This window comes from Actinosynnema pretiosum, assembly GCF_002354875.1.
In the GTDB taxonomy this organism is placed as follows: Bacteria; Actinomycetota; Actinomycetes; order Mycobacteriales; family Pseudonocardiaceae; genus Actinosynnema; species Actinosynnema auranticum.
In genome coordinates, this window is sequence record NZ_CP023445.1 from 1409349 (window position 1) to 1434735 (window position 25387).

General features: G+C 75.9%; 20 protein-coding genes. 12 read left to right on the plus strand and 8 right to left on the minus strand.

Annotated elements, in window-relative coordinates; genetic code table 11:
- Positions 1–5 precede the first annotated feature (5 nt).
- A complete protein-coding gene (locus CNX65_RS06430) occupies positions 6–1937 on the plus strand; it encodes a glycosyltransferase (protein WP_232519723.1) in 1932 nt (643 codons plus the stop codon).
- Positions 1938–2027: 90 nt separating this feature from the next.
- Here CNX65_RS06430 and CNX65_RS06435 read toward each other — a convergent pair whose 3' ends face one another.
- Positions 2028–3224, minus strand: a complete 1197-nt coding sequence (locus tag CNX65_RS06435; protein ID WP_096491935.1) for a cytochrome P450 — start codon at positions 3222–3224, stop codon at positions 2028–2030.
- 625 nt (positions 3225–3849) lie between these two features.
- Between CNX65_RS06435 and CNX65_RS06440 the strand changes: the two genes are divergently transcribed.
- A complete protein-coding gene (locus CNX65_RS06440) occupies positions 3850–5010 on the plus strand; it encodes a nitric oxide synthase oxygenase (protein WP_096491936.1) in 1161 nt (386 codons plus the stop codon).
- Positions 5011–5108: 98 nt separating this feature from the next.
- Entirely contained in the window at positions 5109–6218 is a 1110-nt protein-coding gene (locus tag CNX65_RS06445) for an NAD(P) transhydrogenase subunit alpha (RefSeq protein ID WP_096491937.1), read from the plus strand.
- Between the two features lie 58 nt (positions 6219–6276).
- Here the strand turns inward: CNX65_RS06445 and CNX65_RS06450 are convergent, their stop codons facing one another.
- Entirely contained in the window at positions 6277–8379 is a 2103-nt protein-coding gene (locus tag CNX65_RS06450) for a diguanylate cyclase domain-containing protein (RefSeq protein WP_096491938.1), read from the minus strand.
- A gap of 6 nt (positions 8380–8385) precedes the next feature.
- A complete protein-coding gene (locus CNX65_RS06455) occupies positions 8386–9210 on the minus strand; it encodes an SAM-dependent methyltransferase (protein ID WP_096491939.1) in 825 nt (274 codons plus the stop codon).
- Positions 9211–9543: 333 nt separating this feature from the next.
- Between CNX65_RS06455 and CNX65_RS06460 the strand changes: the two genes are divergently transcribed.
- The 3 genes from CNX65_RS06460 to CNX65_RS06470 are packed head-to-tail and all read left to right on the plus strand — an operon-like array spanning position 9544 to position 10731.
- On the plus strand, positions 9544–9981 hold the full coding sequence (locus CNX65_RS06460) for a MarR family winged helix-turn-helix transcriptional regulator (protein WP_041836617.1): 438 nt from the start codon (positions 9544–9546) through the stop codon (positions 9979–9981).
- Between the two features lie 43 nt (positions 9982–10024).
- A complete protein-coding gene (locus tag CNX65_RS06465; RefSeq protein ID WP_096491940.1) occupies positions 10025–10390 on the plus strand; it encodes a fluoride efflux transporter FluC in 366 nt (121 codons plus the stop codon).
- Complete coding sequence (locus tag CNX65_RS06470) at positions 10387–10731, plus strand: fluoride efflux transporter FluC (RefSeq protein WP_096491941.1); 345 nt, start codon at positions 10387–10389, stop codon at positions 10729–10731. The genes CNX65_RS06465 and CNX65_RS06470 overlap by 4 nt, the downstream gene beginning before the upstream one ends.
- 25 nt (positions 10732–10756) lie before the next feature.
- Here the strand turns inward: CNX65_RS06470 and CNX65_RS06475 are convergent, their stop codons facing one another.
- Positions 10757–13003 carry a HelD family protein gene (locus CNX65_RS06475; protein ID WP_096491942.1) on the minus strand — a complete coding sequence of 749 codons (2247 nt, stop codon included), beginning with the start codon at positions 13001–13003 and terminating at the stop codon, positions 10757–10759.
- Positions 13004–13925: 922 nt separating this feature from the next.
- Between CNX65_RS06475 and CNX65_RS06480 the strand changes: the two genes are divergently transcribed.
- The 5 genes from CNX65_RS06480 to CNX65_RS06500 all read left to right on the plus strand — a co-directional run bounded on the left by CNX65_RS06480 (position 13926) and on the right by CNX65_RS06500 (position 18855).
- Positions 13926–14951 carry an NAD(P)-dependent oxidoreductase gene (locus CNX65_RS06480; protein WP_096491943.1) on the plus strand — a complete coding sequence of 342 codons (1026 nt, stop codon included), beginning with the start codon at positions 13926–13928 and terminating at the stop codon, positions 14949–14951.
- An 86-nt stretch (positions 14952–15037) separates the two neighbouring features.
- Positions 15038–15904, plus strand: a complete 867-nt coding sequence (locus CNX65_RS06485) for a hypothetical protein (RefSeq protein ID WP_232519725.1) — start codon at positions 15038–15040, stop codon at positions 15902–15904.
- Between the two features lie 155 nt (positions 15905–16059).
- A complete protein-coding gene (locus CNX65_RS06490; protein ID WP_096491945.1) occupies positions 16060–16665 on the plus strand; it encodes a TetR/AcrR family transcriptional regulator in 606 nt (201 codons plus the stop codon).
- A gap of 49 nt (positions 16666–16714) precedes the next feature.
- Positions 16715–18094 (plus strand): dihydrolipoyl dehydrogenase family protein, encoded by a 1380-nt coding sequence (locus CNX65_RS06495; RefSeq protein WP_096491946.1) that lies wholly within the window; start codon positions 16715–16717, stop codon positions 18092–18094.
- 389 nt (positions 18095–18483) lie between these two features.
- Entirely contained in the window at positions 18484–18855 is a 372-nt protein-coding gene (locus CNX65_RS06500; RefSeq protein WP_096491947.1) for a hypothetical protein, read from the plus strand.
- A 12-nt stretch (positions 18856–18867) separates the two neighbouring features.
- On the opposite strand, the gene CNX65_RS06505 is transcribed toward CNX65_RS06500, so the two are convergent.
- Positions 18868–20124 carry a hypothetical protein gene (locus CNX65_RS06505; protein ID WP_096491948.1) on the minus strand — a complete coding sequence of 419 codons (1257 nt, stop codon included), beginning with the start codon at positions 20122–20124 and terminating at the stop codon, positions 18868–18870.
- Positions 20125–20506: 382 nt separating this feature from the next.
- Between CNX65_RS06505 and CNX65_RS06510 the strand changes: the two genes are divergently transcribed.
- Positions 20507–21010: a DUF3145 domain-containing protein gene (locus CNX65_RS06510; protein ID WP_096491949.1), complete on the plus strand. Its 504-nt coding sequence runs from the start codon at positions 20507–20509 to the stop codon at positions 21008–21010.
- Positions 21011–21354: 344 nt separating this feature from the next.
- On the opposite strand, the gene CNX65_RS06515 is transcribed toward CNX65_RS06510, so the two are convergent.
- The 3 genes from CNX65_RS06515 to CNX65_RS06525 form a co-directional block, all read right to left on the minus strand.
- Complete coding sequence (locus CNX65_RS06515) at positions 21355–23049, minus strand: ATP-binding cassette domain-containing protein (protein ID WP_096491950.1); 1695 nt, start codon at positions 23047–23049, stop codon at positions 21355–21357.
- Positions 23050–23230: 181 nt separating this feature from the next.
- Positions 23231–25078, minus strand: coding sequence for an ATP-binding cassette domain-containing protein (locus CNX65_RS06520; protein WP_096491951.1), 1848 nt, complete (start codon positions 25076–25078; stop codon positions 23231–23233).
- Positions 25079–25222: 144 nt separating this feature from the next.
- Positions 25223–25378 (minus strand): SapB/AmfS family lanthipeptide, encoded by a 156-nt coding sequence (locus CNX65_RS06525; RefSeq protein WP_096491952.1) that lies wholly within the window; start codon positions 25376–25378, stop codon positions 25223–25225.
- Positions 25379–25387: the final 9 nt, after the last annotated feature.

The following is a 25387-nucleotide window of genomic DNA, read 5'->3' on the forward strand; positions in this document are numbered from 1 at the left end:
GGGGGGTGAAGGCGCACTGGGTCTCGCTGGGGGTGCTGCTGGCGCTGCTGACGGGGGCGCTGTGCTTCCACGCCCACGCCATCTCGCTGCCCGCGCACCGGGACGCGCCGATCCGGGTCACCGACCCGCCGGTCCCCGAGCGCACGCTCGCGCTGGTGGTGCACGGCGGGCCGCACCCGCGCTGGACGCCCAGGCTGCTGGACGCGCTGGCCCGCACGGGCGCGAAGGCGACGTTCCACCTGGTCGGGGCGCGGGTCAACGAGAACCCGGACCTGGTGCTGCGCATGGTCGCGGAGGGCCACGAGGTCGGGGTCGAGTCGTTCCGGCCGGGTGAGCTGCGCCTGCTGGACGGGGCGTTCGCGCGGAGCGCGCTGATCGCGGCGGCGGGCGTGCGCAGCGGGCTGGCCGAGCGGGACACCTGGTCGCCGGACCTGGAGGTGCAGGACGTGAAGGCGATCGCGGAGGCGGGCGCGCCCGCGGACGGGGCGGGCGCGGTGCTGCGGCTGCACGACACCAGCAGCACGCCCGGTGCGGTCGAGGAGCTGCGGAGGTTGCTGCCGCACTACCGGTTCACCACCCGCACCGAGGCGGTCGGGGGACCGCCGCCGCACGCGCCCGCCGACCGGGTCGAGCTGGCCACCGCGCACGCCCTGGCCTGGGCGCAGCGCAACGGCGACCTGCTGGTGCTGCTGCTGGACGTGGTCATCGGCGCGGTCGCGGCGCTGGCGGTGCTGCGGGTGCTCGTGCAGCTCGGCCTCGCGCACACCGCGCGCAGGCTGCACCGCGAGCTGCCCGACGCGCCGCCCGGACCGCTGCCGCCGGTGTCGGTGGTGGTGCCCGCCTACAACGAGGCCGTCACCATCACCGCCGCCGTCCGCTCGCTGGTGGCCTCGGACTACCCGGCCCCGGTCGAGGTGGTCGTGGTCGACGACGGCTCCGCGGACGGCACCGCCGACGTGGTGCGCGCGCTGGAGCTGCCCGGCGTCCGGGTGGTCACGCGGGAGAACGGCGGCAAGGCGGAGGCGCTCAACACCGGGGTGGCGCTGGCCGGGCACGACGCGCTCGTCCTGGTCGACGGCGACACGATCTTCGAGCCGGGCACGCTGGCCGCGCTCGTCGCCCCGCTGACCGCGCCCGGCGTCGGCGCGGTGTCCGGCAACGTCAAGGTCGCCAACCGGCGCGGGCTGCTCGGCCGCTGGCAGCACCTGGAGTACACCTCGGGCTCGAACCTGGACCGGCAGATCCTCAACGCCTGGCGCTGCCTGCCCACGATCCCCGGCGCGGTCGGCGCGTTCCGCCGGGAGGCGCTGGTGGAGGTCGGCGGGGTCAGCTCGGACACGCTCGCCGAGGACACCGACGTGACCATGGCGATCACCCGCGCGGGCTGGCGGGTGGTGTACGAGCCGGGCGCGCGGGCGTGGACCGAGGTCCCGGCGGGGCTGCGGTCGCTGTACCGGCAGCGCTACCGGTGGTCCTACGGCACGTTCCAGGCCATGTGGAAGCACCGGGTCGCGGTGCGCGAGCAGGGCCGCATGGGGCGGTTGGGGCTGCTGTACCTGCTGCTGTTCCACCTGCTGCTGCCGCTGCTGGCGCCGGTGATGGACGTGTACGTGCTCTACGGCGCGCTCGTGGCGGACGCCCCGGCCGCGCTGCCGATCTGGCTGGCGTTCCTGGCGCTGCAGACCGCGAGCGCCGGGTGCGCGCTGCGGCTGGACGGCGAGTCGCTGCGCCCGCTGTGGGCGTTCCCGCTCCAGCAGCTCGCCTACCGGCAGCTGACCTACCTGGTGGTGGTGCAGTCGCTGGTGACCGCCGCGCACGGCGTCCCGCTGCGCTGGCAGTCGATCCAGCGCACCGGGCGCGCCGACGCGGTGAGCCGGGAGGTCCTGGCGGGCGTCGCCGGGATGGGCGAGGGCCGGGCCGCCGAGGCGGCGGCGTGAGCGCTGGGGCGGCGGCGTGAGCGCGGGGGCCGTTCCCGGAGCGGGAGCGGCCCCCGCGCTGTCAGCGGGCGCGCCGTCAGCGGGCGCGCCTCACGCCGAGAACTCCACCGGCAGCGCGTGCACCCCGTAGATGCCCATGTCGGTGCGCATCGGCACCTCGGGCTCCGCCAGCCGCAGGTCGGGGAACTCGCGCAGCAGCCCGGCCAGCCCGGCCCGCATCTCCACCCGCGCGAGCTGCTGGCCCAGGCACTGGTGCACGCCGTGCCCGAACCCCAGGTGCCCGCCCGCGCGCCTGCGCACGTCCAGCTCGTCGGGCCGCTCGAACCGCTCCGGGTCCCGGTTGGCGGCCGGGAGCGAGATCACCACCGTCTGACCCGCGCGCACCCGCGCGCCCACCAGCTCCACGTCCTCCAGCGCGACCCTGGTGGTGCCGAACTGGATGATCGACAGGTAGCGCATCAGCTCCTCGACGGCGCCGTCCACCAGCTCGGGCTCGGCGCGCAGCGCGGCCAGCTGCCCGTGGTTGCGCAGCAGCGCGTACGCGCCCAGGCCCAGCATGTTCGCGGTGGTCTCGTGCCCGGCGATGAGCAGCATCAGCCCGATGTTGGCGCTCTCCTCGTCGGTCAGCTCGCCGGTGGCGACCAGCCCGCTGAGCATGTCGTCGGTCGGCTCGGCCTTCTTCCGGTCGACCAGCTCGCGCACGTACTCGCGGATGCGCTCGACGGCGGCCATCGCCTCGTCGAGGGTGCTGGTCATCCGCAGCCCGACGGCGGTGTCGCGCTGGAAGGAGGCCCGCTCGGCGTAGGGGACGCCCAGCAGCTCGCAGATCACCAGCGACGGGACGGGCAGCGCGAAGTGCGGCACCAGGTCGACCGGCGAGCCCTGGGCCCGCGCCTCGGCGAGCTGGTCGGCGACGATGCGCTCGATCCTCGGGGTCAGCTGGTTCATCCTGCGGACGGTGAACTGGCCGGTCAGCAGCCTGCGGTAGCGGCTGTGGACGGGCGGGTCGGTGGCGATGAACAGGCCGGGCGGCGCGGGCGGCTGCTGCGGGATGACCTGCCCGCCCATCCGGACGGGCGCGTGCTTGAGCTCGGCGCGGTTGCTGAACCGCAGGTCGGCGAGCACGGCGCGGGCCAGGTCGTGGCCGGTGACGAGCCAGCCGTCGTGGCCGTCCGGGAAGCCGAGCGGGGTGATCGGGGCCTCGGCGCGCAGCTCCCCCAGGCGCGCGGGCGGGTCGAACGGGCGCTGCCTGGTGGTGGGCAGCTCGGGGTGGATCGTCTCGGTCATCGCGGACCTCTCCCCATGCGATCGGAAGACCTCTTCGCAAGCTACAGAACATTCATGAAACTGTGAAGAAAGTTGCGCCGGACGTGTGACCTGCGCCGATCCGATTCCCGGTGACCGGGCCCGCGACCCGCCGCGCGCCCCGTGCGCGACCGCGTCGCGCGCGCAAGGGGGAAGTCGCGGAATTGGGGGAGGGATCGGGGAAATGCGCACCGCGCGCCCGCCGGATGATCATTGATCGCGCCGCCGGTCCGGGCGTCCCGCACCGGCGCGGCGACCGCTCGGCGGCCCCCAGGTGACGATCCCGCCCACCCCTACGCCCGATCGGGCGATGTCGACTGGAGTTCGTAGACCGAACGGATCACTCTGGACGGGTGTCGCCGTCACCTGGAAGATGGTCTTGGTAGGCCGCTCACTCGACCGTGGAAACAATGAGCGTGAGCTAAATCACCGTCGGGCGACCTGCATTGCTTTACCAACAATCGAATATCACTCGTTTTCCCAGGACTAGTCACCCTTTCGCGCGATCAAGAGCGCTGGGTGTGGTGGTGGTTGTGCAGTGACGTTGTCCCCCAGTGCCCGGCACGGCGGTGCACCGCCCCCGGAAGTGCAACTACGGTGTCCCGCCATGACCTCCGTCCCCCTGTGCCCGGCAGAGGCCAGGCCGCTCGGCGCGCCTCCCGCGCCGTCGGTCGACCTCGCCGAAGCCGAGGACTTCGTCCGCCTGCACCACTCGGAGCACCCCGAGGCGGGCAGCGTCGACTCCCGGCTCGCCGAGGTGCACGCCGAGGTCGCCGCCACCGGCACCTACCGGCACACCCACGAGGAGCTGGTCTTCGGCGCCCGCGTGGCCTGGCGCAACAGCGCCCGGTGCATCGGCAGGCTCTACTGGCGCAGCCTCAAGGTCCGCGACCTGCGCGACCTGCGCGACCCCAAGGCGGTCGCCGACGAGTGCGTCGAGCACCTCAAGCTCGCGGGCAACGGCGGCCGGATCCGGCCCGTGCTCACCGTCTTCGCCCCCGACGAGCCGGGCAGGCCGGGGCCGCGCATCCACAACGACCAGCTCGTCCGGTACGCCGGGTACCTCGGGGCCGACGGAGGGGTGCTCGGGGACCGGCTCAACGTGGGGCTCACCGCCGAGGCCGTCGCGATGGGCTGGAAGCCGCCGTCGCACCGGGGGCCGTTCGACGTGCTGCCGGTGATCGTCTCCCGCGAGGACGCCGAGCCGCACCTGCTGGAGCTGCCGCCCGAGGCCGTGCTGGAGGTGCCGATGAAGCACCCCGAGCTGCCCTGGTTCCGGGCGCTCGGGCTGCGCTGGCACGCCGTGCCCGCCATCAGCAACATGCGGCTGCGGATCGGCGGGGTCGACTACCCGGCCTCGCCGTTCAACGGGTGGTACATGGGCACCGAGATCGGCGCCCGCAACTACGCCGACAAGGACCGCTACGACCTGCTGCCCTACCTGGCCAAGCGGATGGGCCTGGACACCTCGTCGGTGCGCACGCTGTGGCAGGACCGGGTGCTGGTCGAGCTGAACCGGGCCGTGCTGCACTCGTTCGAGGAGGCCGGGGTCACCATCGCCGACCACCACACCGAGTCCGACCGGTTCCTCACCCACGTGGCCAAGGAGGAGGCGGTCGGGCGGCAGGTCCCGGCGGACTGGACGTGGATCGTCCCGCCCATGTCGAGCGGCCTGACCAGCGTCTTCCACCGGTACTACTCCAAGGACGAGCTGCTGCCGAACTTCTTCCCCGGTGACACGGCCGGGGTGTGCCCGGTGATCCACTGACCGTCCGCGCGGGCCCCGCTGCTCCGGTTCGGTGAACCGGACGCGCGTTCCGGTCCGGGGTGTGGTCCCGGTCACCGCGCGCGCCCTACGGTGATCGGGTGAGAGTGGGAATCCCCGCCGAGTCGCGGCCCGCCGAACGCCGGGTCGCCGGGTTGCCGGAGACGGTCGCCCCGCTGATCGCCGCGGGGCTCGGCGCGCTGGTGCAGAGCGGCGCGGGCGCGGGTGCGCACACCCGCGACGAGGAGTACCGCTCGGTGGGGGCCGTGGTCGTCCCCGAGCACCCGGCGGGGTCCGCCGAGGTCGTCGCCTCCGTCCAACCGCTGGACGTCGAGCAGGCCGGGCGGCTGCGGCCGGGGGACGTCACCGTCAGCTTCCTGCCGCCCGCCGCCGAGCTGGACCTGGTGCGGGTGCTCGCCGAGCGCGGCGTCACCGCGTTCAGCCTCGACCTGCTGCCGCGCGTCACCCGCGCCCAGCCCGCGGACGCGCTGTCCTCGCAGGCGCTCGTGGCCGGCTACCGGGCGGTGCTGCTGGCCGCCCAGCGGCTGCCCCGGTTCCTGCCCATGTTCACCACCGCCGCCGGGACCGTGCCGCCCGCGCGGGTGCTGGTGCTCGGGGCGGGCGTGGCGGGCTTGCAGGCCATCGCCACCGCCCGGCGGCTCGGGGCGGTCGTGGAGGCCTACGACGTGCGCTCGGCCGCCGCCGAGGAGGTGCGCAGCCTGGGCGCGCGGTTCCTGGAGCTGGGCCTCGAGGGGCAGGGCGGGGTCTACGCCGACGAGCGGTCCGAGGAGTTCCTGGGGCGGCAGCGGGAGCTGCTCGCCGACCGGGTCGCGGCCTCCGACGTCGTCATCACCACCGCCGCCGTGCCGGGCAGGCGCGCGCCGGTGCTGGTCACCGCCGAGATGCTCAAGGCCATGGCGCCCGGATCGGTGGTGGTCGACCTGGCCGCCGAGAGCGGCGGCAACTGCGCCTGCTCGGTCGCGGGGGAGGAGGTCGTGGTCGGCGACGTGCTCGTGCACGGGGCGAGGAACCTGCCCAGCACGATGCCCGTGCACGCCAGCAGGCTCTACGCCCGCAACGTGGCCAACCTGCTGCTGATGATGGTCTCCGGCGGCCGGATCGCGCCCGACCTGGCGGACGAGGTGATCGGCGGCTGCTGCCTCACCCACGACGGCGAGGTCAGGCACGCGCCCACGCGGGCGCTGCTCTGACGGGGTCGCCGGACGTGCCACCGGGCGCGTCGCCCCTCGCGCGCCGGGCCGCCCCCGCTCACAGCTCGTACCCCGCCACCGGCCCGCCGAACAGCTCGCCGAACCCGCTCGTCGCGCCCGCGCCCCGCCACCACTCCAGGTCCTGCGCCGAGTCCACGCACGGCGCCACGATCTCCACCCCCGCCGCCCGCACCACCGCAGCCAACCCGTCCATCGCCCGGTGCAGCAGCCCCTCCACCGCCTGCCCGGACAACCGGCGCGCCGCGGCGGGCTCGAACACCAGCGCGTCCACCTCCAGCGCGTCCACCAGGGACAGCTCCGCCTGGCCGCCGTTGAACGCCCACAGCCCGGTCGTCACGCCGTTGTCCCGCAGCACCTGCGCGTTGTCGTCCTCCGCCACCAGCGCCGCCCGCGTGTGCAGCCGCAGCCGCAGCCCGCCCGGCGCCAGCCCGGTCTCCGCCAGCACCCGCGACACCGACGCCACCAGGTCCGGGTCCGCGGTCAGCGCGGGCGACAGCTCCACGTGCAGCGGCACCGAGCCCGCCCAGGTCGCCGCCTCCCGCGCCGCCCGCTCCAGCGCCCACAGGCCGAGCGCGGGCGACGAGCCGCCCAGCTCCGCCAGCTCCGCGCACTCCTCGTGCCCCAGCCCGTCCCAGCGCACCCGCGCCAGCAGGCCGGTCCGCTCGCCCGTCGCCAGGTCCACCACCGGCTGGTACTCCACCTCGACCTCGTCCGCCGCCAGCGCGCGCGGCAACCGCGCCGCCCGGCCCAGCAGCTCCCGCGACCGCGCCTCCTCCGCCCGGTCGTACGGCAGCCACTGCCGGGCGCCCAGCGACTTCGCCCGCCGCACCGTCGAGTCCGCCGCCCGCAGCAGGTCCACCACCGGCCAGTCCGACGCCGGGCGGTCCACCACGCCGATCGCCGCCGACAGCTCCACACCGGACTCCAGCGGCCCGGCCAGCGCCGCGTTCACCCGCTCCACCATCGCGGGAACCCTCGGCGTCGTCGGCGAGTTGTCCACCACCAGCGCGAACTCGTCCCCGCCGATCCGGGCGACCAGCGCCTCCTCGCGCTCCACCACCCCGCGCAGCCGGTGCGCCACCTCCACCAGCACGCGGTCGCCGGTGGCGTGCCCCAACCCGTTGTTCACCACCGAGAACGCGTCCAGGTCCAGCTGGTACAGCGTGATCCCGGCCCGCGACGCCCGCAGCATCACCTCCAGCCGGGTGGTGAAGTGCTGGCGGTTGGACAGGCCGGTGAGCGCGTCGTGCAGCAGCTGGTGGTCCAGGTTGCGGCGCAGCAGGTGCAGCTCGCTGACGTCCTCGGCCATCGTCACGTGGAACGCCGGGCTGCCGTCCTCGTCGCGCAGCAGCGACACCGCCAGGTGCACCCACACCGGGTCGCCGTCCACCCGCACGAGCCTGCGCTGCTCCCGGAACTGGTCGACCCGCCCCACCGCCACCGCCCGGTAGGCCGCGCCCAGCGGCGCCGCGTCGTCCGGGTGGAACAGCTCCACCAGCCTGCGGCCGACCAGCACCTCCTTCGGCTCGTCCAGCATCCGCGCCAGGGAGTCGTTGGCGCGCACGCACATCCCGCGCAGGTCGGTGATCGCGATGCCCAGCGCCGAGGAGTCGAACGCCTCCCGGAACCGGGCCTCGCTCAGCCGCAGCACCCGCTCCACCCGCTGCCGCGCGGCCAGCAGCGCCAGCCGGACCTCCTCCTGCTGCGCCAGCGCGTCCAGCCGCAGCGCCTCCGCGAACCCGGAGCTCAGCTCCGCCAGCACCGCCACCACGCGCTCGGCGGGCGCGGGCCCGCCGGACCCCGTGCTGCCCTGCCCCGCGCTGACCTGCCCCGCGCTGCCCGGCCCCGGTCGGTCCGCGTGCTCGGCCAGCGACCGCCCGAGCAGCAGCACGGTGCGCCGCAGCGCCTCCGCGCCGGTGAACCGCGCCCCGACCAGCCGCCGCCCCGCCTCGGCCGCGCCCGCCGCCCGGAACGGAAGCGCGCCCAGCACGTCCAGCAGCAGCTCCACCAGCTCCAGCAGGAACCGCTCCAGCTCCACCGGAGACGCCGGACCGAGCCCGACGCCCTTCAGCTCCCGCGCCCACGCGCGCGCCAGCTCGCGGCGCCCGGCGGCCGGGTCCGCGCTACCCGCGCCGACCACGGCCGGTCACCGCTTGCGCCCCACCCCGGCGTAGGCGCCCGCGCGAGCCGGGTCCTCCGCCTCGGCCCCGTCCTCGAACCCGGCGCCCGGCTCCGGCCGCCACGCGGGCGGCACGACCACCCCCGGCTCCAGCAGCTCGAACCCGTCGAACAGCGCCTCCACCTCGGCGAGCCCGCGCGGGAACACCGGGTTCGCGCTGCGCCCCAGCACCGCCACCGCCGCCTCCACGCGCTCCGGGGCCAGCTCGCCCGTCGCGTGCGAGAGCGCCAGCAGGCTGCCCGGAGCCAACTCGTCCCGGTAGGCCGCCAGCACCCGCCCCGGATCACCGGACGGCGGGACGTGGTGCAGCACCCCGACCGCCAGCAGCCCCAGCGGCTCCGAGGTGTCCACCAGCCCGGTCGCCCGCGCCGACACCAGCACCGCGCCCGGCTCCGTCAGGTCCTCCTGCACCACCGCGGCCCTCGGGTCCGCGTCCAGCCGCAGGTGCCCGTGCGCGACCGCGACGTCCTCGAAGTCCACGCACACCACCCGCGCGCCGGGGTCGGCGGCCAGCGCCACCTCAGGCGCCCAGCCCGCCGAGGGCGCGCCGGAACCCAGGTCCAGGAACTGCCTGATCCCGCTCGCCGCCATCAGCAGCACCGCCCTGCGCAGGAACGCGCGGGACTGCGCCGCCGCCACCGCGCTGTCCGGGTCGGCCGCCAGCAGCTGCGCCCCCAGCTCCCGGTCCGCGGCGAAGTTCCGGGACCCGCCCAGCAGGAAGTCGTGCAGCCGCGCCGCGCTCGGCAGGCCGACGTCCACACCGGCGGGCACCCACCCCGCTCGCTCGGTCACCGCGCACCTCCGCCGCCCGCACGCGACGCAGGCTACTTAAGGCGGGGGTCCCGGTGGCAGGGGTCGCGGGCGCTTCTGCCCGATCGGCCTATCAAGGCAGCGCAGGGTGATCACCCGATCCCGCCGCACGGGTGGACGGCGCCGACCAAACCCCGCCGGGGCAGCGAACTCCGCGCGTGCGCCCATCCACAGTGGACTCCCCCGAGCGCGCCCGGCCCGACGCCCCGCCGACGCCCCGCCGGCGTCCCGGCGAGCGCGCGGACCCCTTCGGACCGTCCCACAGTGCGGATTCACCTCGGGGTCGGACACAACGCCCGCCGCTACCCTTCCCGCATGTCGGACGAGGCACGCACGCTCACGGACGTGGTGGCCAGGCTGCGCCGGGCGCTGCGCACCAGCATCCGCTCGGAGTGGCCGTGGGACGCGCTGCCCATGGCCCAGGTCGAGCTGCTCATGGCGCTCGCCGAGCGCTCGCCCTCGCGCGTGGGCGACCTGGCCGCCGAGCTGCGGCTGGCCCCCAACACGGTCAGCGGGCTGGTCGGCCAGCTCATCGAGGGCGGCCTGGTGGCCAAGCGCGCCGACCCGACCGACCGCAGGGTCGCGCAGCTGACCGTGACCCCGCTCGGGCACGACAAGCTCGCGGTCTGGCGCGGCGCCCACGAGAAGCGCATCGGCGGCGCGCTCGACCGCCTCGAACCCGAGGAGCGCGCCGACGTCGTGCGCGCCCTCACCGCCCTGGACCACCTGGTCGACCACCTGCGCGCGTCCTAGCCCCGAGCGCCGGGGGAGCGGCCCGGCGAACTACCCTGCGCCGGTGACCACCCGACCCGCGCCGATCGCCACCGGCGCCGAGGTCGCCCTGGTGGCCCTCGGCGGCGGGATCGGCGGGGTGCTGCGGTGGGGCGCAGGCCAGCTCGTGGCCGGGCCGTGGACCACCTGTGCCGTGAACGCGCTGGGCTGCCTGCTCATCGGCGTCCTGATGGGGCTCGGGCCCAGGCCCAGGGTGCGGCTGCTGCTGGGAACCGGGGCGCTCGGCGGGTTCACCACGTTCTCCGGCTACGCCGTCGACGTCGTGCGCACGGCGGACCTGGCCTACGCGCTGCTCACCCCGCTCACCGGCCTGGCCGCCGCCGCGCTGGGCCTCGCGCTCACCCGGAGGCCGGGGCGGGGGAGCGGGTGACCGCGCTCCTGGTCCTCGCGGGCGCGGCGGTCGGCTCGGCGCTGCGCTTCCTGGTCGACCGCCTGCTGCGCTCCCGCTGGGACACCGCCTTCCCCTGGCCGACCCTGGCCGTGAACGTGGCGGGCTCGTTCACCCTCGGCCTGCTCGTCGGCGCCCAGCCGTGGCTGTGGGCGCTGCTCGGCACGGGGTTCTGCGGCGGGCTGACCACCTACAGCACGTTCAGCCTGGAGAACACCACCCTCGTCGAGCGCGGCAGGCCGTGGCTCGCACTCGGCTACACCGCCCTCACCCTCGCGGCGGGCCTCGCCGCCGCCGGGCTCGGCTGGGCGCTGGCGCGCTGAACCGCGCGCCCGCGCCCAGGCCGCCTCACGCGGTCGCGAGCCTGCCCAGCTCCCGCGGCAGCTCCTCGGCGTGCAGCACGCCGAGCCGCTGCGTCGCGCGGGTCAGCGCCACGTACAGGTCGCTGGCCCCGCGCGGCGACTCCGCCAGGATCTGCGCGGGCTCCACCACGAGCACCGAGTCGAACTCCAGGCCCTTGGTGTCCGTCACGCCCAGCACCACGACCTGCGCGTCCAGGTCGTCGGTCGCGCCCGGCACCACCGCGCGCAGCTCCGCCAACCGCGCCGACGGCACGATCACCGCGAGCTTGCCGTCCCCGATCGCCGCCGACTCGGCCCCGACCACCTCGGCCAGCCCGTCCGCGACCGACCCGACCCGCCGCGCCCACGGCTCGAACCCGCTGTCGCGCACCGACGTCGGCGGTGCCAGGTCGGCGTCCACGCTGGCCAGCACGTCCGCCGCCACCGCCATGATCTCCGAGGGCGTCCGGTAGTTCACCGTCAGCTCGGTCAGCTTCCAGCGGTCCAGCACGTACGGGGACAGCACCTCCGACCAGGACGTCGCCCCGCCCACGTCGCCGGTCTGCGCGATGTCGCCCACCACGGTCATCGACTTCGACGGGCAGCGCCGCATCAGCGTGCGCCACGCCATCGCCGACAGCTCCTGCGCCTCGTCCACGATCACGTGCCCGAACGTCCACGTCCGGTCGGCCGCCGCGCGCTCCGCCGCCGTCTCGTACCGCTCGGCCCCGTGCCGCTCGGCCAGCTTGTAGGCGTCGACCAGGTCGGTCGCCATCAGGATCTCCGGGTCGGCGTCGTCGGCCAGGTCCAGGATGTCCAGCACGCCCTGCGCGTAGTCCACGGCCTGCCTGCGCTGCCGCTCCGCCCGCGCCTTGGCCTCGGTGTCGTCCTCGCCGAGCAGCTCGGCCGCCTCGTCCAGCAGCGGCACGTCGGCGGGCGTCCACTCGCCGCCCGGCTCGCGGCGCAGCAGCTCCCGCTCGGCGGGGGTGAGCTTCGGCGCGGCCTTGGCCAGCAGCTTCGGCGAGGCGTACAGCTCCTCCAGCAGCCGCTGCGGGGTCAGCACCGGCCACAGCCGGTCGATCGCGGCCTGCACCTTCTCGTCCTCGCGCAGCTCGCGGCGGATGTCGTCCACGTCGGCCGCGTCCAGCAGGTGCCTGCCCAGGCGCGCCACCGCCTGGTTCGCCAGGGTGGTGATCACCTCGCGCTGGAACGTGCGCCGCGCCTCGTTGTGCGGGCGGCGGGTGCGCCGGGCCCTGCCGCGCGCGGCGCTGATCGCCTTGCGGTCGAGCTTGAGCACGTCCTGCTCGAACGGCACCTCCACCAGCGCCGGGGCCTCCTGGCGGTCCCGCACGGCGTGCGCGACCACGTCGGCCATGGCGAGCCTGCCCTTGATGGTGGCCGCCTCGGTGGGCTCGCGGCCGGTCGCGGTCAGGCCGGGGTACAGCTCGCCGACCGTCGACAGCAGCACGCCGGTCTCGCCCAGCGAGGGCAGCACCTGGCCGATGTAGCGCAGGAACGTGCTGTTCGGGCCGACCACGAGCACGCCGCGCTTGGCCAGCTGGCGGCGGTGCGTGTAGAGCAGGTACGCGGCGCGGTGCAGCGCGACGGCGGTCTTGCCGGTGCCGGGGCCGCCCTGGACGACCACGACGCCGTTCAGCTCGGTGCGGATGATCCGGTCCTGCTCGGCCTGGATGGTCGCGACGATGTCGCCCATCTGACCGGTGCGGCTGGCGTTGACCGCCGCGAGCAGCGTCGCCTCGCCGGTGAGGCCCTCGTTGCGGCCGGGGTCGACCGAGTTGATGTCGAGCGACTCGTCGTCGAAGCCGACGACCTTGCGCTGCTTGGTCCGCAGGTGCCTGCGCCTGCGCACGCCGTCCGGCGCGGCGGCGGTGGCCAGGTAGAACGGGCGGGCCGCGGGGGCGCGCCAGTCCATCAGCAGCGGCTCGTACTCCTTGTCCTCGTCGAACAGCCCGATGCGGCCGATGTAGAAGCGGTCGTCGGTGTGGAAGTCGAGCCTGCCGAAGCACAACCCGTTCTCCACCGCGCTGTACTGGGCCAGCTGGTCGGAGTACATGGCGACGGAGGTGTCCCGCTCGGACCGCATCTGGTGGGTGCCGCCGGTCTGCCGGAGCGCGCCCGACAGCCGCTTCGAGCTCTGCTCACGGAGGTCGTCCAGCCTGGAGTACAGCATCGAGACGTATTCCTGCTCCGAATCGGTTTCCGCGATTCGGAGTTCATCGGCCGGGGTTGACAACGTGCCTCATTTCTCGATAGCGTGGTTTGTCAGGCTGTTCGGTTTTAGCCTGTTATCTTCTGCGTGCGCGCAGAATGACTAATCTACACGCTGGCCAGGCGCGCCGAGCACACCCGCCGCCCGGACCTGCGAACTCCGCCCCACTGCGGTCCCGGCCCGGTCCCGCCCCGGCGCCTTCCCGCGCGCCCCGTGACGGCGGGGCGGTCGATGACCGGGGTGCGCCTCGCTGCCGCTGGGGGTGACTCGATCGGGAGATCCGGCTGTGGGACGCGCCTTCGGGACGCGCCCGCGGGGTTCGGCGGCGGCTCGGCCGCGTGACGCGCTGGGGGAAGCTCGCGGTGAGCCGCGTCTGCGGGCGGAGTCCGGCGGTGGCGCCCGGCGCGGGACGCGCCCGCGGGGTTCGCCCGTGGTGCCCGGCTGCGGGACGCGCTTGGGGAGTCGGCGGTGCCCCTGTTCGCAGGACACGCCCGTGGAGTCCGCTCGTTGAGCCCCCTTCGGGACGCGCTTGGGGGCGGTGCCCCTGCCCGCGGGACGCGCCCGTGGTGCCCGGCTGCGGGACGCGCTTGGGTAGTCGGCGGCGCCCTCGTCCACGTGACGTGCCCGCGGGGTCCGCTCGTGGCGCCCGCGGGACACCTTCGGGGAGCGCGCTCGTCGGTGCCGGTGAACCGGGGGTGTGCCCGCTCGCCCGTGCTCCGGTGCGGCTGGCGGCCATCGCGGACCCGCCCTCGGGAGTTCCGCGCGGCGGTTCGCGGTCGTGGGGCGGGGGGTGGGCGGCCTGGGCGTGGTGGTTCGGTGGCGGGGGCCGTCGTCCGCCCGGCGGAGGTCGGGCGGGTGGGCGGGTGGGCCGCCGGTCGGGTGAGCGGGGTGCTCGGGGGTGATCGCTGACCGGGCCCGATCGGGCGGGCGGTCGTAGGCTGGCCCGGTGCGCCATGACCCGGTGTCCGTGCTCGGCATGGGTGCGATGGGGCTCCCCATCGCCCGGAACCTCGCGCGCGCCGGCTTCCCGGTCACGGTCTGGAACCGCACGCCCGGCAAGGACGGCTCCGCGCGGGCGCTCGGCGCCACCTCGGCCGCCACGCCCGCCGACGCCGCCCTGCCCGTGGTGCTCACGGTGCTCCCCGACCTGCCGCAGGTCCTCGAGGTGCTGCACGGCGGCCCGCCCGGTCGGGCAGGCATCCCGCAGCAGTCGGGTGGCGCCGACCCGGCGCACGAGCCGAACGGCAGCGGCCCCGGCCCCGCGGTGAGCCCGTGGCCCGCCACCTCCGGCGCCGGGCTGCTCGACGGCTGGCGGCGCGCGGGCACCACGAACCCGCTGCTGGTCGTCATGGGCACGGTGTCCCCCACCGGGGTGCGCGAGCTGGGCGCGGAGCTGGCCCCGCTCGGCGTGCGGGTGGTCGACGCGCCGGTGTCCGGCGGCGACGTCGGCGCCGAGGCGGGCACCCTGAGCGTCATGGTCGGCGGCCAGGCCGACGACGTGCTGCGGCTGCGCCCCTACCTGACCGCGCTCGGCACCACCGTCCGCCACATGGGCCCGCTCGGCGCAGGCCAGCTCACCAAGGCGGGCAACCAGGTCGTCGTGGCCGCCACGCTCGCCGCGATCTCCGAGGCCCTCGCCCTGACCGGCAAGAACGGCCTCGACCCCGAGCTGGTGCTGGAGGTGCTCTCCGGCGGTCTCGCGGGCGGGCGGGCGCTGGAGGTCAAGCGGGAGAAGTGGCTGACCGGCGACTACACCCCCGGCGGGTCGGCGGCGAACCAGCTCAAGGACCTCGGGTTCGCCATGGAGACCGCCCGCGCGTCCGGGGTGCCGCTGCCGGTCACCGCGACCGTCGCCCAGCTGTACACCGCGATGTGCGCGCTCGGCCTCGACCAGGCCGACCACAGCGGCGTCTACCAGGTGTACGAGCACCTCAGCGGCCTGCCCAGCTGGAGCACCCACCACGGCCGGTGATCACCGATCGCCCGAAGGGCGGCATCGGTCGCGCACCAGGGTGACACCTGCTGTCCGGGAGGAGCACCGGCGGCAGGCTGGCACGGGTGAAGGAGCATCGGCGGGAACTCGTCCGGTTGTGCCGCTGCGCCGTGGCCCGCCCCCGCCGGCAGCTCGTCGCGGCGGCGGTGGTGTCGGTGTGGTCGCTGGCCTGGGTGGTCGGCCAGGTGCTGCACCGGCCGAGCCCGCTGGACGTGGTCGCGTCGGCGGCGCGCTGGGCGGGCGTCCCGGTGGGCTGGCTGGAGGCGGTGGCCGACTGGTGCGGTGGGCGCACCGGGTTCCTCGCGGTCGTGGGCGGGCTGCTGTGGGCGGTCACCACCGAGCGCAGGCAGGGGCGGGCGCTGCTCGGCTGGGTCGCGGTGATGCTGGCCGCCGAGTCCGTCGGCTACGGCGCGGTCCGCCACGCGCTGCTCGCGCTCGGCGGGTTCCTGCTGGTCGTGGTGGTGCTGTCGCTCCCCGGCAGGCGGGCGTTCGTGGTGGACCGGGTCGCGCTGATCCCGCGCGACGTGCTGCGCGCCGGGTCGACCGCGCTCGCGCTGGCCGCCGTGGTGCCGCTGGTCGCGCCGGGCCTGGCCGTGGCGGGCCTGCTGAGCCCGTACGTGACCAGGCCCCCGCGCCCGCGCGCCCCGATCACCCCGGTCCGGGCGGACGCCGCCGAGAGCGCGCCGAGCCCCGCCGGAACGGGGTCGGCGGCCTCGCCCGCAGGCGCCCCGCGGGCCGCGGCGACCACCCCGCCCGTCCACACCCCCGCCCCGGCGTTCACACCTGCGGCGCCCGCCGCCACCGCCCCGCTCCCGCGCACCCCCGGCGACGACTCCGCCCACCCCCTGAAAACCCCGCGCGCCGAAACCCCCGCCGAAACCCCGTCCGCCGAAAGCGGGCCGAGGGCCGGTGAGCGCGCCGGTCGCCGGTGACCCGACCGCAAAGCGCGGTTATTGCCACGGCAACTATGCGAAACCTGTTCACGTCCTTCGGTCACAATCGCGTAGGAAGTTTGGGCTCAGCGGTCCGCATCCACCAAGATGACCCGGTGCATGACAATCCCGCCGTAAAGCGCTTAGCCAAGGTGATGCGCCGTCAACCCGTTCAGCAGCGCGGTGCGGCCACGGTCACCGCCATTCTGGACGCCTGCGCGTCGCTGCTGAACGAGCACGACTACGACGACATCACCACAGCCCGCATCGTCGAGCGCGCGGGCGTGCCGATCGGCTCCTTCTACCAGTACTTCCCGGACAAGCGGTCCGTTGTGCACGCGCTCGCGCTGCGCGGGATGCAGGACTACCTCGGCAAGGTCGAGAACGTCTTCTCCGCGGGCGGGCTCTCCGACGACTGGCGCGAGGCCGTCGCCCAGGTCATCGGCATCTACCTCGGGATGCTGGTGGAGGCGCCGGGCTTCGGCCGGGTCCGGTTCAGCGACCTGCACGACGGGCACACCCTCGACTCCAGCATCGACCAGTACGAGCTCATGGCCGAGCGCCTGGCCGAGCTCTTCCTCACCCGGTACCCGGTGCGCGGCGACGCGCCCGTCGCGCTCACCTTCCGGATGGTCGCCCACACCGCCGACGCCCTGTTCAAGCTGGCCGAGCGTGTCGCGCCCGACGAGCGGCCCCAGGTGCTGCGGACCGCCAACGGGGTGATCCTCCGGATGCTGTCCGGCGTCTTCGACCCCGCCTGACCCGACCCCCTGACTTGTCGTGCCGGTCCACCCGGTGTGGGGTGGACCGGTGACGGGTGACAACTTCGACGTGATCGTGATCGGTGGCGGCCCGGTGGGCGAGAACGCCGCCGCGAGGACCGCCGCCGCAGGGCTGCGCACCGCGCTGGTGGAGGCGGACCTGCTCGGCGGCGAGTGCTCCTACTGGGCCTGCATGCCCAGCAAGGCCCTGCTGCGCCCCGGCCACGCGCTGGCGGCGGCCAAGCGGGTGCCGGGCGTGCCGGTGGGGGACCGGCTCGACCCGGCCGCCGTGCTGGCCAGGCGGGACTCCTTCACCTCGCACTGGGACGACGCGGGCCAGGTGTCCTGGGCCGAGGGCGCGGGCATCGTGGTGGTGCGCGGGCGCGGGTCGCTGGCGGGGGAGCGGCGGGTGGACGTGGACGGCCGGGTGCTCACCGCCTCGCGCGCGGTGGTGGTGTGCACGGGCAGCGAGGTGAGCCTGCCGCCGCTGGACGGCCTGGACTCCACCCCGCACTGGACCTCCCGCGAGGCGACCTCGGCCAAGGAGCCGCCGGAGTCGCTGGTGGTGCTGGGCGGCGGCGTGGTCGGCGTGGAGATGGCGCAGGCGTGGGCGCGGCTCGGGTCCGAGGTGACGCTGGTGCTGTCCGGTGAGCGCCCGCTGCCGAAGTTCGAGGCGTTCGCGGGCGACCTGGTCGCCGAGGGGCTCCGGGCGGACGGCGTGCGGATCGTGACCGGCGCGCGGGCCCGCGCGGTGGCGGCGGTGGACGGCGGGGTGCGGCTGACCGGCGACGGCGTCGACGTCACCGCGGCGCACCTGCTGGTCGCCACCGGCCGCAAGCCCGCGACCACCGGCATCGGCGTGGAGCAGTTCGGGTTCGAGGCCGGGAAGGCGCTGCCGGTGGACGACGCCGGGCGGGTGCGCGGGGTCGACTGGCTGTACGCGGCGGGCGACGTCACCGGGCGCGCCATGCTCACCCACCAGGGCAAGTACGCGGCGCGCGCGGTCGGCACGGCCATCGCCACCGGCGCGGTCGACCCGGAGCCGTGGACGGCCGCCGTCGCGACCGCCGACCACACCGCCGTGCCGCAGGTGGTGTTCACCGACCCGGAGGTGGCGTTCGTCGGCCGCACCGAGGCGCAGGCGCGCGAGGCCGGGCTGGACGTGCGCGTGGTCGACCTGGACCTCGCGGTGGCCGGGTCGTCGCTGCACGCGGACGGGTACCGGGGGAAGGCGCGGATGGTCGTCGACGAGTCGACCAGGACGCTGGTCGGCGTGACGTTCGCCGGGCCGGACACGGCGGAGCTGCTGCACGCGGCGACCGTGGCGATCGTCGGCGGGGTGACCGTGGACCGGCTGTGGCACGCGGTCCCGGCGTACCCGACGATCAGCGAGGTGTGGCTGCGGCTGCTGGAGGCCTACGGGCTCTGAGCGGCGGGCGGGGCCCCGGCGGCGGCTCGGGCCCCGCGCACGGCATCCGCGCGGTGACATCTGCGCGGTGGCGTCCGGGCGGTGGCGGGGGCGGACCGGGTGCGGTCCGGCCCCCGCCGCGCGGTTTCCCGGCACCGGCGCCCCGCCGCCTCCCGGTTTTCGCCGCCAAAAACGCATATGCACCTTTGCGTTTCCGGTCGAGGTTTTTCGGCGCCGTTCCGCCCGACCGCGAAAACGCGCTCCGACCAATTCGGCAACACCGCTTCTGATTTCTGCGGGCCCGTTTCGGTCACGGCCAGGTCAACAACCGCTTGCAGCTCCGACCCGGTGCGCCCGTTCGCCCCCGAACGGTCCTCCCGGCCCGAAATGATCGCCCTACACTCCGGAAGATGACCAGGGGAACCGTCCTGCTCGCGTCCGCCGCGGTGCTGTGGTGCGCCTACGTCATCGCGACCACCTTCGACCCCGCTTCCCCGGCGCTCCCGTCGACCGCCGCGTACCTGCCGGGCTTCCTGCTGCTCCCGGTGGTCGCGCACACGCTCCACCGGGCGAGGCAGGACGCGCTGCTCTGCCTGGCCCACGTCCCCGCCACCGTGCTCGCCGCGGGCTTCGCCGTCGCGGTGGCCGGCTGGCTGTTCTCCTGCGGCGCGCTCGTCGGCAGGCCGGGCACCGAGCTGCTGAGCGCCATCGCGGGCATGGTCATCGTGCTGCACGTGGCGTTCGGCCTGATCGCGGTCGGCCTGGTCCGCAGCGGCGGCTGACCGGCCCGCCGGTCACCGCGCGGGCAGCCCGAGCGCCTGCTCGGCCAGCGCGACCAGCGCCGGGTCGTCCGCGGCCGACACCCCGTCCGCCCACACCGCCTGCGCCACCAGCACCCGGTCCCGCCGCGCCACCGAGCTGATCGCCGAGTTGTCGAACGACGCCGGTCCGCCCTCCCAGGCCCCCCGCTCCCCGACCAGCGGCACGATCCCGCCGCTGCCCACGCGCGCCGCGACCTCGCGCAGCGCCGCCGCGCCCTCGGCCGTCGACGCCGTCACCTCGGCCAGCGCGACCGCCGCCGCCCGCCCGTCGACCTCGGTCGAGTACTGCGCCCGCGCCAGCTCCCGGCACCCGTTGGCCTCCAGCCAGGCCTGCACGTCGCCGAACGCGTGCTCGGCGCACCCCGCCCCGCCGTCCCGGCCCCGAGGCGCGAAGCTGCGCCCGTCCACCACCACGGCGGTCGGCCCGGCCTGCGCGGAGGCGGTCGTGCTCGGCCCGGCGGCCTGCGAGTCGTCGCCGGACGAGGCCACCGCCGTGAGCACGCCGACCAGCGCGAGCAGCCCGACCCCGGCGGCGGCCTGCGGCAGCCACCTCGGCCTGGCGGGCTCGGCCTGCGGGCGGACCTTCGGCAGCAGCACCGTGCTGGCCGACGCCAGGTCCTCGCTCGCGTCGGTGAAGCCCTCGGCGAGCATCGCGGAGCGCTGCGGCGGCGTGCCGACGGGGGCGAGCACGGCGATGAGCTTGGCCGCGTGCTCCGCCGAGCACGGGCGGTCGCTGGTGGCCAGCTCGCGCGCGGCGGCCAGCAGCGTGGTCGGCTTCGGGTGCAGCACCCGGACGCCCTTGTGCAGGTCGGCGCTGGGCTGCACGACCTGCCCGACGTACGGGCCGACCGCGACGACGGTGGTCACCGGCAGCGGCTCGCCGCGCATGTCCTGGATGCGCCGCGCCACCGCCTGCGCCGCCTCCAGGGCCTCCTGCGCGGGGCTGGTCGCGCCCGCCGGGTGGCTCAGCGGCCAGCCGTCGGTCTTCCACTGGCCCGACAGCGGGGCCTCCAGCTTCAGCGCGGGCTCGGGCAGGTCGACGCCGACCACGACCAGCACGCCGCGCGGCAGCACCACGACCGCGTCCAGCGGCCGGGGGCAGTCCGGCGGCTGCGCGCCCAGCAGGGCGAAGCCGCCCAGCACCGAGCCGCCGGGTCCCCACGCGCTGAGCGCCGCCCGCACGTCCGCGCCGACCCTGGAGGGCTGGTTCCCCAATCGGATCAACCGCACTCGACCACCCCGTTCACCACGATCGGACACCGTAGCCCCGTCGGGGTGCACCGGGCCGCGAGGTGCGCGGGTTCCGGCGTTCAGTGAGCGGCATCACTCGAACGCGCCCCACGATCGGGGGTCGGGTGATGATCGGCGTGTCATCAGCGCCCCGTGCGCGCCCAACCCCGTACCGTGATCGACCGGACCGGCGGGCCGTGGGGCAGATCGCGTTTCAGGGTCGAAAGACCTGTATCCACCACGGCCGGGTGACGCTTGTGCTGGTTCTTCTGGCGGACCGCACCCGCAGCGGGCAGAATGGCCGGGTCGGGAATTCGCATGATCTTCCGTGGTCGAGAGGTCGTAGGGGAAGACGTCCCTCGTCGAGTAGCGGAGGTCAGCTGTGAGCACCCGTGGCAGCACCAGTGGCGTGGTCTACGTCCACTCGTCGCCGTCCGCGGTCTGTCCGCACGTCGAGTGGGCTCTCTCTGGCGCACTCGGCGATCGGGTGGACCTCAAGTGGACTGCGCAACCCGCGGCGCCGGGGCAACTGCGCGCCGAGTGCGCCTGGACCGGGGACGCCGGCACAGGCGCCAGACTCGCGTCCGCGCTGCGCGCGTGGCCGATGCTCAGGTTCGAGGTGACCGAGGACCCGAGTCCCGGAGTCGACGGGGTCCGCTACTGCTTCGCGCCGATCCTCGGCCTGTGGCAGGCGCGGACCAGCGCGAACGGGGACATCGTGGTCTCGGAGGACCAGCTCAGGTCGCTGGCCGCCCGCAGCCGGGGCGGGGAGTCGTTCGCGCACAACGTGGACGAGCTGCTCGGCGCGGCGTGGGACGACGCGCTGGAGCCGTTCCGCAGGGCTGGTGACGGCGCCCCCGTGACCTGGCTGCACCGAGTCGGCTGACGCCGCACCCGGCACACCCCCGCGGTGGCGCCGGGTACCGGCGTGCCGAGGTTCCGGGAGCGCTCCCGGTGTGGATTCCCCGGCAGGACCGGGTTTCCGCGCGGCGCGGTCCCAGAACGCGGTCTCAGGACACGGGTTCAGGACACGGGTTCAGGACACGGTCCCAGTGCGCGATCCCTGGGCGCGGCGCCGAAGCGGTCGTCGACCGTGTGCCGCGCGCCCCGGACACCGGCTCTCCCGGTCGGGGCGAATTCGTTGGCAGCACGAGCTTTCCGCCGATCCGGCGCCCTCCCGGCGGACGCGGTCGGCGGCCTGATCCCGCGCCGCCGGACCGGTCCGACCGCTCAGCCCGCGACGGCCCTCGGGCCCTCCCAGGCGGCCATCAGGTTCGCGTAGGCCGGTGAGGCGGCCACCAGCTCCGCGTGCCCGCCCAGCAGCGCCGGTCCGCCGTCCATCACCAGCACCCGGTCCGCCCGCAGCGCCGACGACAGCCGGTGCGCGATCACCACCAGCACCCCGCCGCGCGCCGCGAAGGCCCGCTCCACCACGGCCTCCGCCGCCGGGTCCAGGCTGGAGGTGGCCTCGTCCAGCAGCACCACGTCCGCCGGGCACGCGTGCACCCGCGCCACCGCGAGCAGCTGCGCCTCCCCGGCGGACAGCCCCGACGCCCCGCCCGCCGCGACCTCCCCGTCCAGCCCGCCGAGCCGCCGCACCACAGCCCCGGCCCCGACCGCCTCCACCGACCGCAGCAGCGCGGCGTCGTCCGCGTCCGGGGCGAGCAGCGCCAGGTTCTCCCGCACGGTCCCGGCGAACAGGTAGGTCTCCTGCGGCACCAGCGCGACCCGCTCCCGCCGCACCTCCGGCCGCACCAGGTGCACCGGGACCCCGCCCAGCAGCACCCGGCCCGCGCGCGGCGCGACCAGCCCGGTCACCAGCCCGGCGAGCGTGGACTTCCCGATGCCGCTGGGCCCCACCACCGCCAGGTGGTCGCCGGGCGCGAGCGCCAGGTCCAGGTCCCGCACCACCGGTTCGGCCCGCTCGCCCCAGCCGAACGTCACCCCGCGCAGCACCACGTCCGCGCCCGCCGGTTCCAGGTCGCCGCCGCCGACCGCGACGGGCGCGGTCTCGGCGAGCCTGCGCAGCGCCACCACCAGGCGCAGCAGCACGGTCGTGGCCACGTCGGCCAGCCCGGACAGCGCGGGCCGCACGCTGGTCCCCAGGTACACCACGGCCCCGAGCAGCCCGCCCGCCGACAGCCCGCTGCCCGGCGCGAGCAGCACCAGCAGCACCACTGGCGCGAACCCGCCGAGCCCGATCACCACCCCGCGCAGCGCCGCCGACCGGGCGAGCCGCACCGAGGCGCCCGCCTGCGCGTCGACCCGCCGCGCGATCCCGCCCAGCGCCTCGTCCCCGGCGCCGCACGCCACCACGTCCCGCACCCCGAGCAGCACCGCGCCGGAGTTCTCGGCGGTGTCCTCCTCGGCCAGCACGAGCGCCCGCTGCCCGCGCGCCAGCGACGGCAGCAGCGCCGCGAACAGCACCAGCGACACCAGCACCGGCAGCACCACCGCCCACGCCAGCCCGTCGACCACCGTGGCCAGCCCGACCAGCGCGGCGACCGTGGTCACCAACAACCCGCGCGCCTGCACCAGCAGCCCGGCGGTGGCGTCCCGCACGACCTCGACGTGCCGGGTGATCCGGGCGACCGCGCCCGCGTCCGGCGTCCGCCGGTGCGAGCGCCCGCCGTGCAGCACCCCGCGCACCACCTCGGTGACCAGCGCGTCCCGCAACGGCTCGACCACCACCCCGAGCCCCCGGTACACCTGCCGCCGCCCGACCGCGCCCGCCACCGCGACGGCCGCGAACCCCAGCAGCCACAGCACCCCGGCCCCCAGGTCCCCGACCGCGAACCCCCGGTCGACGGCCAGCGCGACCAGCCGCCCGGACAGCAGCGCGGGCACGCCCTCGACGAGCGACCACACCAGCAGCACCAGCACCCCGCGCCGCTGACCGGCCAACGCGGCCAGGTAGGACCTCATGACTGCACCGCCTCGGGGGTGGGGGACGTGCGGGGGAGGTGGGGCGCGAGCGGGGAGGCGCCTGCTTCACGGGGGTCGCGGGCGGCCGGGCGGTGGCGCGGGTTCCCGCGCGCCGGAAGTGCTCGCGGGGCAGGAGTTCCTCCTGCGGCGCGTTCCCGCGCGGGGGCGCCCGGTCTGCCGCTCACCCGAACACCGCCCGGTAGTCCGGGTCGAGCCACAGCCGCCCGTGGTCGCCGGTCCCGCGCACCCGCCCGTCCTCCAGCCACACCACCGAGTCCGCGCGGGCCGCCGTCGCCGCGCGGTGCGTCACCACGATCCGGGTGCGGCCGGGCAGGGCCGTCTCCAGCGCGTTCTCCACGGTGGCCTCGGTGACGGTGTCCAGGCTCGCGGTCGCGTCGTCCAGCACCAGCACCTCGGGGTCGCGCACCACCGCGCGCGCCAGCCCGAGCCGCTGCGCCTCGCCGCCGGACAGGGGGGTGTCGGCGAGCGGCGTCGCGTAGCCGAGGGGGAGGCGCACCACCACGTCGTGCACCTGCGCGGCCCGGCAGGCGCGCTCGACCCGCTCCGGGGACGCCGCCGTCCCGTAGGCCACCGCCGCGCCCACGGTCTCGCCCAGCAGCGCGGGGCGCTCGAACGCGCAGGCCGCCGCGCCACCGCGCAGCACCCGCCCGGACTCCGGCGCGGTCAACCCGGCGACCACCCGCGCCAGCGCGGACTTCCCGGCGCCCGACCGCCCGACCACCGCCACCCGCGATCCGGGCTCCACCACCAGGTCCACCCCGCGCAGCACCCCGGCCGACACCCCGCGCAGCTCCACGGTCCCGGCCGCGACCTCGGCGACCGCACCGCCGCCCGCCACCACCTCGGCGACCGCAGTGCGCCCGGCCACCGCGGTCGGAACCGCTCCACCCGCAACCACTTCGCCCGCAACCACTTCGCCCGCCGACGTCCCGGCCGCAGCCGCCGCGCCGCCCGCCGTCCCGGCCCAAGACCTCTCGCCCGCAACCGCCCCGCCGCCCGCCGTCCCGGCCGCAGCCGCGACACCCGCAGGTGTCCCGCCCGACACCGTCCCGCCGTCAGCCACCCGGTCCGCAGCCGCCCCACCGCGCGCCGCGCCCGCCTCCAGCACCTCCGTCAACCGCGCCGCGCTCGCCCGAGCCCGCTGCAGCGCCGTCAGCGCCGTCGCCTGCCCGACCACCGCCATCCCCAGCGCCGCGTACCCCAGCGCCGCCAGCACCTGCCCCGCCGTCAACCGCCCCGCCACCACGCCGAACCCCGCCGCCACCAGCACCGCGAACTCCACCGCGGGCAGCAGCAACCCGGCCCGCCACACCATCCGCGCCTGCGTCCGCCACATCCCCGCCCCGGCGACCCCCAGCTCGGGCAGCGGCCGCAGCACCCGCCGCGCCTCCTGCTCCGCCCGCCCGGCCGCCGCGATCGTGCGCAGCCCCACCACCGCGTCCAGCAGCCGCGCCGACAGCTCGCCCGACACCCGCTGGTACGCGGTCACGTCCCGCTCGGTGAGCCGCAGGTGCGAGCGCACCAACCGCAGCCCCACCGGCACGCTCACCAGGAACACCACCGCCAGCCGCCAGTCCAGCAGCGCCAGCGCGGTCACCGCGCCTGCCGCCGTGGCCGCCGACACCCCCAGGCCCACCAGCAGCACCGCCGTGCCGCCCGCGATCGCCGCGTCCCCGGTCAGCCTGCTCACCGCGTCCCCGGCCGCGAACGGCGCCGGGTGCCCCAGGTCGACCAGCCGCCGCGCCACCGAGTTGCGCAACCAGGCCGTCGCCCGCGCGGTCAGCGACGCCGCCAGCACCACGCCGACCGCGTCCCCGATCAGCTCCACCGCCGTCAGCCCGACCAGCAGCGCCAGCGCCACCACCGGGACCCCGCCGGACAGCGCGCCGTCGACCGCCCCGGCCAGCGCCGCCGGGAGCAGCAGCCCGGCTGCCGTCGCCACCAGCGCGTTCACCGCCAGCAGCACCCACCTGGGGTCACGCCGCACCACCGTGCGCAGCAGCCCCATTTCACCCCCCTGGACAGGCCGTCCGTGTCGCATCATGAGCAGGGGGCCCGACGGCGGTCAGGCCGTCGAGCCCCCGGTCGAGGCCCGGTGAGCGGCGCACTTCGCCTGCGCCGCTCACCGGGGAACCCCGGTCCCGAACCGTGATCAGCAGGCGAGCAGGCTCACGGTCGAGTGGCTGCAGGGCAGCAGCAGGCTGGCGTTCGACGCGGTCGTGCTGCCGCCGCCACCGCCACCGCTCGCCATCGCCTGGGACTGGGCCTCGGGGACGTCGAGCTCCTGCAGGTCGAGGATGAACTCCATGGTTCTCTC